General features: G+C 62.2%; 7 protein-coding genes. 4 read left to right on the plus strand and 3 right to left on the minus strand.

The window, feature by feature from the left end; all coding sequences use genetic code 11:
• The first annotated feature begins 100 nt into the window (after positions 1-100).
• Both recO and pdxJ read left to right on the plus strand, forming a co-directional pair.
• Positions 101-790: a DNA repair protein RecO gene (gene recO, locus QRN46_RS18670; RefSeq protein ID WP_011332591.1), complete on the plus strand. Its 690-nt coding sequence runs from the start codon at positions 101-103 to the stop codon at positions 788-790.
• A 39-nt stretch (positions 791-829) separates the two neighbouring features.
• Positions 830-1,573: a pyridoxine 5'-phosphate synthase gene (pdxJ, locus tag QRN46_RS18675; protein ID WP_285356450.1), complete on the plus strand. Its 744-nt coding sequence runs from the start codon at positions 830-832 to the stop codon at positions 1,571-1,573.
• A gap of 52 nt (positions 1,574-1,625) precedes the next feature.
• Here the strand turns inward: pdxJ and mltF are convergent, their stop codons facing one another.
• Entirely contained in the window at positions 1,626-3,086 is a 1,461-nt protein-coding gene (gene mltF / locus QRN46_RS18680) for a membrane-bound lytic murein transglycosylase MltF (RefSeq protein WP_011332593.1), read from the minus strand.
• A 285-nt stretch (positions 3,087-3,371) separates the two neighbouring features.
• Between mltF and purL the strand changes: the two genes are divergently transcribed.
• Together purL and QRN46_RS18690 are read left to right on the plus strand one after the other, a co-directional pair.
• The gene (gene purL / locus QRN46_RS18685) at positions 3,372-7,268 is read left to right on the plus strand and encodes a phosphoribosylformylglycinamidine synthase (RefSeq protein WP_064382426.1); all 3,897 of its coding nucleotides are present in this window, start codon (positions 3,372-3,374) and stop codon (positions 7,266-7,268) included.
• A gap of 5 nt (positions 7,269-7,273) precedes the next feature.
• Positions 7,274-7,585, plus strand: coding sequence for a YqfO family protein (locus QRN46_RS18690; protein ID WP_201817050.1), 312 nt, complete (start codon positions 7,274-7,276; stop codon positions 7,583-7,585).
• A gap of 688 nt (positions 7,586-8,273) precedes the next feature.
• Here QRN46_RS18690 and nagE read toward each other — a convergent pair.
• Together nagE and ptsP are read right to left on the minus strand one after the other, a co-directional pair.
• Positions 8,274-9,992 (minus strand): N-acetylglucosamine-specific PTS transporter subunit IIBC, encoded by a 1,719-nt coding sequence (gene nagE, locus QRN46_RS18695; RefSeq protein WP_011332598.1) that lies wholly within the window; start codon positions 9,990-9,992, stop codon positions 8,274-8,276.
• Between the two features lie 23 nt (positions 9,993-10,015).
• Positions 10,016-12,529, minus strand: a complete 2,514-nt coding sequence (gene ptsP, locus QRN46_RS18700; RefSeq protein WP_285356454.1) for a phosphoenolpyruvate--protein phosphotransferase — start codon at positions 12,527-12,529, stop codon at positions 10,016-10,018.
• Between the last annotated feature and the right edge of the window lie 10 nt (positions 12,530-12,539).

Below are 12,539 nucleotides of genomic sequence, written 5' to 3' on the forward strand. Positions count from 1 at the left end.
CGACATCCTTGTTGTCTGATACACCCTCATCGCGAGCAGGCTCGCTCCCACAGTAGTTTTGGGTTTGTGTGTAAAACTGCGTTTCGTCATCGAGAACTCAATGTCGCAAAGCCCGCCTCCCGCCCAACCCGCCTACGTCCTCCACTCCCGCGCCTACCGCGAAACCAGCGCATTGGTGGACTTCCTCACGCCGCAAGGTCGGCTGCGGGCGGTGTTGCGCAGTGCGCGGGGCAAGGCCGGGACGTTGGCGCGGCCATTCGTGCCGCTGGAAGTGGAGTTTCGCGGCAAGGGTGAGTTGAAGAATGTCGGGCGCATGGAAAGCGTCGGCAACGCGACCTGGATGGTCGGCGAGGCGCTGTTCAGTGGCCTGTATCTCAATGAACTGTTGATTCGCCTGTTGCCTGCCGAAGACCCGCACCCGGCGGTGTTCGATCATTACGCCGCGACCTTGCTGGCATTGGCCGAAGGCCGGCCGCTGGAACCGTTGCTGCGTTCCTTCGAGTGGCGGCTGCTTGATGACCTCGGTTACGGTTTTTCCCTGAACACCGACATCAACGACGAGCCCGTTGCTGTTGATGGTCTCTACCGTTTGCAGGTGGATGCCGGACTCGAGCGTGTCTACCTGCTGCAACCCGGTCTGTTCAACGGCACCGAACTGCTGGCCATGGCCGAAGCCGACTGGTCGGCACCGGGCGCACTGTCCGCCGCCAAGCGCCTGATGCGTCAAGCCTTGGCGGTGCATCTGGGCGGTCGTCCCCTCGTCAGTCGAGAGCTGTTTCGCAAGCCCTGATATGCTGTGCGCCGAATCTTTCCCTTCAGGAGCGCATCCGTGACCATCAGCAATCGCATTCTTCTTGGCGTGAACATCGACCACGTCGCCACCCTGCGTCAGGCCCGTGGTACGCGCTATCCGGATCCGGTCAAGGCTGCGCTGGACGCGGAAGAGGCGGGTGCCGACGGCATCACCGTGCACCTGCGCGAAGACCGCCGGCACATTCAGGAACGCGACGTGCTGCTGCTCAAGGATGTGCTGCAAACCCGCATGAACTTCGAAATGGGCGTCACCGAAGAAATGATGGCGTTCGCCGAGCGCATCCGTCCGGCGCACATCTGTCTGGTGCCAGAGACCCGTCAGGAGCTGACCACCGAAGGCGGTCTGGATGTGGCGGGGCAGGAAGAGCGGATCAGGGCGGCGGTCGAGCGTTTGTCGAAGATCGGCAGCGAAGTGTCGCTGTTCATCGACGCCGACGAGCGGCAGATTGCTGCGTCGAAGCGCGTCGGCGCGCCGGCCATCGAATTGCACACCGGGCGTTACGCCGATGCCGAAACGCCGACCGAAGTGGCTGAAGAACTCAAGCGTGTGGCGGACGGCGTGGCCTTCGGTCTGGCCCAGGGCCTGATCGTCAATGCCGGCCATGGCCTGCACTATCACAACGTCGAGGCGGTTGCCGCGATCAAGGGCATCAACGAGCTGAACATCGGTCACGCACTGGTGGCGCACGCATTGTTCGTAGGTTTCAAGTCGGCGGTGTCGGAGATGAAGACGCTGATTCTGGCGGCTGCCAGGCACTAAGTCTCAACATCTTGTGGGAGCGAGTTTGCTCCCACATGTGTTTTGGAATGGGTTAAAGCGGGGCGGGCTCTTGAGCGGGTTTCGACTTGTCGATCCCCGGCACATGCAGGTTGCCCTCGGCCACCTGATCGCCTTCAAGCTGCGGCTGGGTCACCCAGGTGAGGATGTCGTAGTAGCGACGGATGTTCGCCACGAAATGCACCGGTTCGCCGCCCCGGGCGTAGCCGTAGCGGGTCTTGCTGTACCACTGCTTCTGCGACAGGCGCGGCAGGATCTTTTTCACATCCAGCCACTTGTCCGGGTTCAACCCTTCCTTGGCAGCCAGTTTGCGTGCGTCATCCAGATGACCGCTGCCGACGTTGTAGGCCGCCAGGGCAAACCATGTGCGATCCGGCTCCTGGATCGACTCGTCGAGCTGATCCTTCATGTAGGCCAGGTACTTGGCACCGCCCATGATGCTTTGCTTCGGATCGAGGCGGTTGGACACGCCCATGGCCTGGGCGGTGTTCTGGGTCAGCATCATCAGCCCGCGCACGCCGGTCTTCGACGTGACCGCCGGTTGCCACAGCGATTCCTGATAACCGATCGCCGCCAGCAGGCGCCAGTCGACTTTCTCTTTCTTGGCGTAGGCCTTGAAATGCTGTTCGTACTTGGGCAACCGCTGCTGCAAATGCTGGGCGAAGGTGGTGGCGCCCATGTAGCCGAGGACGTCGACATGGCCGTAATAACGGTCTTTCAGGCGTTGCAGGGTGCCGTTCTTCTGCACCTTGTCCAGATAACTGTTGATCTCGTTGAGCAGGCTGTTGTCTTCGCCGGCGGCCACGGCCCAGCTCTGGCTGCGCGCGTCGCCGAGGTCAAAGGCCACGCGGATGTTGGTGAAGTACACCTGGTTCATCGCCACTTCGTTGGAATCGACCAGGGTCAGGTCGATCTGACCTTCATCGACCATGCGCAGCAGGTCGACCACTTCAACCGCGTCGGACTCTTCATACTGGATGCCAGGATATTTCTGTTTCAGCTCCGCCAGTTGTTCGGCGTGAGTGCTGCCCTTGAGCACCATGATCTTCTTGCCCACCAGATCGCCGGCGTCGGTGGGGCGTGACTGGCCGTTGCGATAGATGATCTGCGGGGTGACTTCTAGGTAGGAGCGCGAGAAGCGCACCTGTTTCTTGCGCTGTTCGCTGCTGACCAGACCGGCAGCCGCCAGTACCGGGCCGTTCGGCTTGCCGACCTGGTTGAACAGGTCGTCGAGGTTGTCGGCGGTTTCAATCTTGAGCTCGACCCCCAAATCGTCGGCGAAGCGCTTCACCAGCTCGTATTCGAAGCCGGTTTCACCGCTGCGATCCTGAAAGTAGGTGGCGGGGCTGTTTCGGGTGACCACCCGCAGCACGCCATCCTCCTTTACGCGCTCGAGTGTGTTGGGTTTATCAACACAGCCACTGAGCATCAGGAAGAGTCCGGTAGCGATCAGCCATTTGGCGTATCGCGGACGCAAAGCCGTTGGGGAAAACATGTGCGCAGTATACGCAAAGGACAACGGGCGCCATATCTCGACAGTGGCGGGGTTGTCTGCTAGGCATCACAAAACCGCGCGAAACCCCGCAGAAACGGGCCCGAAAGGTATTTTGTGACAGAAAAAATAACCCGCCTTGCAGCACCCCATAAATTTGACCCTCAAGGCAGGAACACCACTCGACATCCGGGTGCAACCGTGCGTAGCGTTTCGGGTGATGTTGAGGGCGGTTTAGGCTAGAATGCACGGCCTCAAAGCACACCCCTTCCCGAGGCTGTCCCGAAGATGTTGATCCTGCGCGGCGCTCCTGCCCTTTCTGCCTTTCGCCACAGCAAACTCCTTGAGCAACTGAGCCAGAAGGTTCCAGCTGTCAGTGGCCTGTATGCTGAATTCGCTCACTTCGCCGAAGTCACCGGCGTCCTGACCGGCGACGAACAGCAGGTGCTTGCGCGCCTTCTGAAGTACGGTCCAAGCGTTCCGGTTCAAGAGCCGACCGGTCGTCTGTTCCTGGTGTTGCCGCGTTTCGGCACCATCTCGCCATGGTCGAGCAAGGCCAGCGACATCGCCCGCAACTGTGGCCTGAGCAAGATCCAGCGTCTGGAGCGCGGCATCGCGTTCTACGTCGCCGGCCAGTTCAGCGAAACCGAAGCGCAACAGATTGCAGACGTACTGCATGACCGCATGACGCAGATCGTTCTGGCCAACCTCGAGCAGGCCGCCGGTCTGTTCAGCCACGCCGAACCGAAGCCGCTGACCGCCATCGACATCCTCGGCGGTGGTCGCGCCGCGCTGGAGAAGGCCAACGTCGAACTGGGCCTGGCCCTGGCCGAAGACGAGATCGACTACCTGGTCAACGCCTTCAACGGTCTCAAGCGCAACCCCCACGACATCGAACTGATGATGTTCGCCCAGGCCAACTCCGAGCACTGCCGCCACAAGATCTTCAACGCCAGTTGGGATATTGACGGCGAGAGCCAGGAAAAAAGCCTGTTCGGCATGATCAAGAACACCTATCAGATGCACAGCGAAGGCGTGCTGTCCGCTTACAAGGACAACGCTTCGGTGATCGTCGGCAACGTCGCCGGCCGCTTCTTCCCGGATCCGGAAACCCGCCAGTACGGTGCGGTGCAGGAACCTGTGCACATCCTGATGAAGGTTGAAACCCACAACCACCCGACCGCGATCGCTCCGTTCCCGGGCGCGTCCACCGGTTCCGGTGGCGAGATCCGCGACGAAGGTGCAACCGGTCGTGGCGCCAAGCCAAAAGCCGGCCTGACCGGTTTCACCGTGTCGAACCTGCAGATCCCTGGCTTCGAACAGCCGTGGGAAGTGCCGTACGGCAAGCCTGAGCGCATCGTCAACGCGCTGGACATCATGATCGAAGGCCCGCTGGGCGGCGCCGCGTTCAACAACGAATTCGGTCGTCCGGCCCTGACCGGCTACTTCCGTACCTTCGAACAATCGATCACCACTCCGCACGGTGACGAAGTTCGCGGTTACCACAAGCCGATCATGCTCGCTGGCGGCATGGGCAACATCCGTGAAGAGCACGTCAAGAAAGGCGAGATCGTTGTCGGCTCCAAGCTGATCGTCCTCGGTGGCCCGGCGATGCTGATCGGTCTGGGCGGCGGCGCTGCTTCCTCCATGGCCACCGGCACCAGCTCGGCGGATCTGGACTTCGCTTCGGTTCAGCGTGAAAACCCTGAAATGGAACGTCGCTGCCAGGAAGTCATCGACCGTTGCTGGCAGCTGGGTGACAAGAACCCGATCAGCTTCATCCACGACGTGGGTGCGGGCGGTCTGTCCAACGCCTTCCCGGAACTGGTCAACGACGGCGACCGTGGTGGCCGTTTCGAACTGCGCAACATTCCAAACGACGAGCCGGGCATGGCCCCGCACGAAATCTGGTCCAACGAATCCCAGGAGCGTTACGTTCTGGCGGTCGGCCCGGCCGACTTCGAACGCTTCAAGGCGATCTGCGAACGTGAGCGTTGCCCGTTCGCCGTTGTCGGTGAAGCCACTGCCGAACCACAACTGACCGTGACCGACAGCCACTTCGGCAACAACCCGGTGGACATGCCACTGGAAGTGTTGCTGGGCAAGGCGCCGCGCATGCACCGTTCGGTGGTTCGCGAAGCCGAGCTGGGCGATGACTTCGATCCGTCGAACCTCGACATCGGCGAAAGCATCGAGCGCGTTCTGCACCACCCGGCCGTGGCGAGCAAAAGCTTCCTGATCACCATCGGCGACCGCACCATCACCGGCCTCGTGGCCCGTGACCAGATGGTCGGCCCATGGCAGGTTCCGGTGGCCGACGTTGCCGTCACCGCTACCAGCTTCGACGTCTACACCGGTGAAGCGATGGCGATGGGCGAGCGCACTCCGCTGGCGCTGCTGGACGCACCGGCGTCGGGCCGCATGGCCATCGGCGAAACCATCACCAACATTGCCGCCTCGCGCATCAACAAGCTCTCCGACATCAAACTGTCGGCGAACTGGATGTCCGCTGCCGGCCACCCCGGCGAAGACGCGCGTCTGTACGACACCGTGAAAGCGGTCGGCATGGAACTGTGCCCTGAGCTAGGCATCACCATCCCGGTCGGCAAGGACTCGATGTCCATGGCCACCCGCTGGAACGACAACGGCGAAGACAAGACCGTCACCTCGCCGATGTCCCTGATCGTGACCGGTTTCGCGCCAGTGGCTGACATTCGTCAGACCCTGACCCCGGAACTGCGCATGGACAAGGGCACCACCGACCTGATCCTGATCGACCTCGGTCGCGGCCAGAACCGCATGGGCGCCTCGATCCTCGCGCAGGTTCACGGCAAGCTCGGCAAGCAGGCTCCGGACGTCGATGACGCCGAAGACCTGAAAGCGTTCTTCGCGGTGATCCAGGGCCTCAACGCCGACGGTCACCTGCTGGCGTACCACGACCGTTCCGACGGTGGTCTGCTGACCTCCGTGGTGGAAATGGCCTTCGCCGGTCACTGCGGTCTGAGCCTGAACCTGGACAGCGTTGCCGAAAGCTCCGCTGAAATCGCCGCCATCCTGTTCAACGAAGAACTGGGTGCCGTGATCCAGGTTCGCCAGGACGCGACCCCGGACATCCTCGCCCAATTCAGCGCTGCCGGTCTGGGCGACTGCGTGTCGGTGATCGGCCAGCCGATCAACAACGGTCAGATCAACATCACCTTCAACGGTGACACCGTGTTCGAAGGCCAGCGTCGTCTGCTGCAACGTCAGTGGGCCGAGACCAGCTACCAGATCCAGCGTCTGCGCGACAACGCCGACTGCGCCGAGCAAGAGTTCGATGCGCTGCTGGAAGAAGACAACCCGGGCCTGAGCGTCAAGCTGAGCTACGACGTCAACCAGGACATCGCCGCGCCTTACATCAAGAAAGGCATTCGCCCACAGGTTGCCGTGCTGCGTGAGCAGGGCGTCAACGGTCAGGTGGAAATGGCGGCGGCGTTCGACCGCGCCGGTTTCAACGCGATCGACGTGCACATGAGCGACATTCTGGCCGGCCGTGTCGACCTGAACGAGTTCAAAGGTCTGGTGGCATGCGGTGGTTTCTCCTACGGCGACGTACTCGGCGCCGGTGAAGGCTGGGCCAAGTCCGCACTGTTCAACAGCCGTGCCCGCGATGCGTTCCAGGGTTTCTTCGAGCGTAACGACAGCTTCACCCTCGGCGTGTGCAACGGTTGCCAGATGATGTCCAACCTGCACGAGCTGATCCCGGGCAGCGAGTTCTGGCCGCACTTCGTACGCAACCGCTCCGAGCAGTTCGAAGCGCGCGTGGCGATGGTTCAGGTTCAGGAATCGAACTCGATCTTCCTGCAGGGCATGGCCGGTTCGCGCATGCCGATCGCCATCGCTCACGGTGAAGGCCATGCCGAATTCGAAAGCGAAGAGGCACTGCTCGAAGCCGATCTGTCCGGTTGCGTGGCGATGCGTTTCGTCGACAACCACGGCAAGGTCACCGAAGCCTACCCGGCCAACCCGAACGGTTCGCCGCGCGGGATCACCGGCCTCACCAGCCGCGACGGTCGCGTGACAATCATGATGCCGCACCCGGAGCGTGTGTTCCGCGCTGTGCAGAACTCGTGGCGTTCGGAAGACTGGAACGAAGACGCACCTTGGATGCGTATGTTCCGTAACGCGCGTGTGTGGGTGAACTAAGCGCTGTGTACAAGCTCGCGTTTTTTGTTCCCGACAGCCATGTCGAGGTGGTCAAGGACGCTGTATTCGCTGCTGGTGGCGGGCGGATCGGTGACTATGACCACTGTGCTTGGCAGGTGCTTGGCTCTGGTCAGTTTCGGCCTCTGGACGGGAGTCAGCCGTTCATTGGTCAGGCTGGGCAGGTTGAGCGGGTCGAGGAGTGGAAGGTCGAGCTTGTCGTTGGCGATGAGTTGATTCGCTCGGTAGTGGCGGCTCTTAAGTTGAGCCATCCCTACGAGACGCCGGCTTATGAAGTGTGGCGGCTGGAGGATTTTTGATCTTCCTTGGCTGCTGAAATGGAAAACCCGCTGAGAGTGATTTCAGCGGGTTTTTTGGTTTTTGGGGCTTGGGTTTGGATTGAGTGAATATCCGTTGCTGCGGTAATGGCTTCTTATGGTTTCGCCCTTACGGCGAGTCACTTTTTTCAAACGCCCGGAATGCCGGCCCAGAAAAAAGTAACCAAAAACGCTGGGCCCCGGCGTTCGGCACCTCGCTTTGGCTCGGTGTTCCTTCGTTCCGGGATTCATCCGGGGGCATCGCCTACGGTTTGCTTCGCTGCACCTCCTCTCGATGCATGCGGCTGCGCCGCACGGTCGCTGCGCTCCCACCCCCGGATAAATCCCTCCACTCAGCCTGCCGATGGGGCCGGCACGTCAAAAGCGGTACTTGAGCTAACGCTCATCATGTTGAGTGGTGGGAAGCAGGAAGCAGGAAGCAGGAAGCAAAAGTTAGCTGTGTACTGCTTGATCGTTCCCACGCTCCGCGTGGGAATGCAGCCTGGGACGCTCCGCGTTCCATTTTCGAATGTTTAAAGATGTGTGGGATTTACCGAATCTTCCCATTTGGTTTGAGCTTGCCTCTCGCAAGCTCCGGTCATGCGGTGGTTGCTTCAAATGGAACAGGAAACCCGGCCTAGGCCGGGTTCCCTGGTTGTAACCGCTTCACGTCAAAACTGGATGGCGACCATCAGACCTTCGCACTCACCTCACTCCGATTAACCAACCCTTCCAGCGCCACACTCAAACTCTGCGCCCGCTCACCTACCAGCAAGTGCCACACGCCATCCTCCAGCGCGCTCACACCCAAACATCCAAGTTCTTTCAACCGGCTTTCCGACAGCGCTTTGCCATCGGCCAGTTGCAGGCGTATCCGGCTCGTGGCGATGCAGTCGAGTTGCAGCACGTTGTCGCTGCCGCCCAGGGCGTTCAGCCATTGCTGGGCCTGCGGTGCGGCTATAGCAACGGGCTCGCTGGTTTCGACGACGGCGACAGGAGCAGTAGTCGCTGCGGCTCGACCCAATGCGGGCATCGCCAGGCGGATTTCGTCGGCAATGCTGTCGGCCAGCGGCCCGACGACTACCTGCAGACTGCCGCCCTTGCCCGGACGTACCACGGCCATTGCGCCCAGTGCTTTCAAGTCCGCATCGGAGGCTTTGTTGCGATCGACCATTTCCAGTCGCAGACGCGTGGTGCAGGCGCCGACGGTGAGCAGATTCTCGGCACCTCCCAAGGCTTTGATGTACGCAGCGGCGCGCTCGTTTTCTGTCAGCACGGATTTCTCGGCAGTGGCGACGTCTTCACGTCCCGGGGTTTTCAGGTTGAAGCGGCGGATGCAGAAATCGAACACCGCGTAGTAGATGACCGCATATGCAAGGCCTACCGGCACCACCAGCCAGCCGTTGGTCGAGCGTCCCCAGCCCAGCACCATGTCGATGAAGCCGCCGGAGAAGGTGAAGCCCAAGTGGATGTTCAGTGCGTTGGTGATTGCCATCGACAACCCGGTCAGCAGCGCGTGCAGCAAAAACAGCAGCGGTGCGAGGAACATGAAGGCGAATTCGATCGGTTCGGTGACGCCGGTGAGGAATGCGGTCAGGGCCATCGACAGGAAGATCCCGCCCATGACTTTGCGCCGCTCCGGCAGGGCGTTGCGGTACATCGCCAGGCAGGCGGCGGGGAGGCCGAAGATCATGACCGGGAACATGCCGGTCATGAACTGCCCGCCCTTCGGATCGCCGGCGAAGTAGCGGGACAGGTCACCGGTCACCAGCGCGCCAGTGGTCGGGTCGGTGAAGTTGCCGAACACGAACCACGCCATGTTGTTGAGGATGTGGTGCAGGCCGGTGACGATCAGCAGGCGGTTGAACACGCCGAACACGAACGCGCCGAAGCTGCCGCTTTCCATCAGCAGGGTGCCGAAGCTGTTGATGCCGTGCTGGATTGGCGGCCAGATGTAGCCGAACAGCACGCCCAGGCCGACTGCGCTGAACCCGGTGACGATGGGCACGAAACGCCGGCCGCCGAAGAATGCCAGGTACTCCGGCAGCTTGATGTCCTTGAAGCGGTTGTACAGCGCGCCGGCCATCAGGCCGCTGACGATCCCGGCGAGCATGCCCATGTTGATGCTGGCGTCGAGCACCTTGAGGGTGGAGATCATCACCAGGTAGCCGATCACTCCGGCGAGGCCGGCGGTGCCGTTGTTGTCCCGGGCGAAACCGACGGCGATGCCGATGGCGAAGATCATTGCCAGGTTGGCGAAGATCACCTGACCGGCATCGTGGATGATCGCGATGTTCAGCAGGTCGGTGTCGCCCAGGCGCAGCAGCAGGCCGGCGATCGGCAGGATCGCGATCGGCAGCATCAGCGCACGGCCGAGGCGTTGCAGGCCTTCGATGAAGAGTTGGTACATGGCGTTTGTCCTTGTTGTTTTTGTTAGCGCAGAGGCCAATGTTGATGACAGGCATGACGCACCGCGGCGGCGCTGCTCAGCTTGAGCAGGTCCCGGGCGAGGCGTTGGCATTCGGCTTCGTGCAGCTGGCGCACGCGGTCCTTGATTTCGCCGATCTGTACCGGGCTCACCGACAATTCGGTCACGCCCAGGCCGATCAACACCGGCGTCGCCAGCGGGTCGGAAGCCAGGGCTCCGCATACGCCAACCCAGCGCTTATGCACCGCCGCGCCTTCGCAGGTCATGGCGATCAGGCGCAGCAGCGCCGGGTGCAAGGCATCGATCCGTGCGGCGAGGCCGGCGTGGTCGCGGTCCATGGCCAGGGTGTATTGCGACAGGTCGTTGGTGCCGATGGACAGGAAGTCGGCGTGCTCGGCCAGTTGTTCAGCCTGCAATGCAGCGGCCGGGACTTCGATCATCACGCCGATTTCCGGACGTTGATTGATGCCCAGTTCCAGGCACAGCGCATCGACCCGCTGGCGGATGTGCAGCAGTTCGTCGACTTCGGTGACCATCGGCAGCAGGATCCGGCAGCGTTGCAACGGGCTGACTTGCAGCAGCGCACGCAGTTGCTGATCGAGGATTTCCGGGCGGGCCTGGGCCAAGCGAATACCGCGCAGGCCGAGTACCGGGTTGGCTTCCACCGGTAGTGGCAGGTAGTCGAGTTGTTTGTCGCCACCGACGTCGATGGTACGGATGATCACCGACTTGTCGCCCATGGCATCGATCACAGCTTGATAGGCGGCGCGTTGTTCTTCGACGTCCGGCGCAGTGTGGCGATCGACGAACAGGAACTCGGTGCGCAACAGGCCGACGCCGTCGGCACCGTTGGCAAACGCATCCGCCGCTTCATGGCTGGAGGCGACGTTGGCGACCACTTCGATGGCCACGCCGTTGCGAGTTTCGGCTGGCAGATGGGCCTGGGCCTGCTGGGCATCGCGCCGTTGTTGGCGATCGATTTGCGCTTGTTGGACTTCGGCCAGACGTTCGGCATTCGGCGTCAGTTCGAGGCGACCGCCGTCGGCGTCGAGGACCACCGATTGACCTTGCGCTTGATCGAGCAGCGCCGAGCCCAGTGCGACCATGCACGGCAGGCCTTTGCCCCGGGCCAGAATCGCCACGTGGGAAGTCGCGCCACCTTCGGCCATGCACAAACCGGCGACGCCTTGCGCGCTCAGTTGCAGCAAATCCGAAGGTGTCAGTTCGTGAGCGGCGACGATGGCGCCGGCCGGCACGTCGTAATGCCAGGCTTCGCCGAGCAGGGCGCGCAGCACCCGTTGCTTGAGGTCGCGCAGATCGTTGGCGCGCTCGGCCAGCAGCGGGCTGCCGGTGTTTTGCAGCACTTGGCATTGCGCGTCGATGGACTGGCTCCAGGCGTGAGTCGCCGCCGTGCCGGTTTCAATCGATTGCCGGGCGGCGTCGAGCAGGGCCGGGTCTTCCAGCAAGGCCAGGTGCGCAGCGAAGATGGCTTCTTCGTCGGCATTGCGCTGTTTTTTCGCCTGGGCGAGGGTGCCGTCGATTTCGCTGCGAACCTGATTCAGCGCCGTGTCGAGAATCTGTAGTTGTTGCTCGGGCTGATGATTGCCGCTGTCGGCTGGCAGGCTGATCGCGTTCAGGCGAAACAGCGGCCCGCCGACCAGACCCGGTGCGGCGCACACGCCGTGCAACACGCCGGCCTCGGCCGGGCGATTGCGTGGAGTGGCGGCAAGCGGTGCAGCGGCGTGATGATCCTCTGGCAGGGCGGTGGCCAGTGCAGCGAGCAAGGCTTGCAGTGCCTCTTGCGCGTCGGAACCCTGACAACGGACCTGCACTTCGTCCTGTTCGCCAATCGCCAGGCCCATCAAACCGATGAGGCTGTTGCACGGTGCCGATTTGCCGGCGAAATGCAGCTGCGACTGGCTCTTGAACCCTTGCGCCGTCTGACGGATCAACGCCGCCGGGCGCGCATGCAGACCGCCGCGATGGGCGACCTTTACGTGACCGTGAACTTCCGGGCCGCCGAGTTCTTCTGTATTCGCCGCTGCGCTGTGACGAGCGACGATGTGCAGCAGCGGTTCGCCGACCTTCACCGTTTTCAGGGTGATGGGGCGCGCCTGGAAATCCTGGCTGTTGGTCAGGATCAGCAGGCTGACCAGGCTTTTGCACTGGCGGCCGACCTTGTCCAGGTCATAGCGCAGCAGCGGCTGGCCATTGCTGACCCGCGCGCCTTCCTTGACCAGCATCGAGAAGCCTTCGCCCTGCAACTCCACCGTGTCCAGACCGAGATGCAGCAACAGCTCGGCGCCGTTGTCGGCGCGCACGGTCAGTGCATGGCCGGTGCGGGCGACGTGGATCACCACCCCGGCGCAGGGCGAATACAGGGTGTCGTTCAGCGGATCAATGGCAATGCCGTCGCCCATCGCGCCGCTGGCGAACACCGCGTCCGGGACTTTGGCGAGCGTGAGCACCGGGCCGCTGAGCGGGGCGCTTAAAGTCAGCTCTTTATTGTTGTTGTGCATGGCTCGGTCT

It is taken from the genome of Pseudomonas sp. lyk4-R2A-10 (genome assembly GCF_030209075.1).
GTDB classification, from domain to species: domain Bacteria; phylum Pseudomonadota; class Gammaproteobacteria; order Pseudomonadales; family Pseudomonadaceae; genus Aquipseudomonas; species Aquipseudomonas glycinae.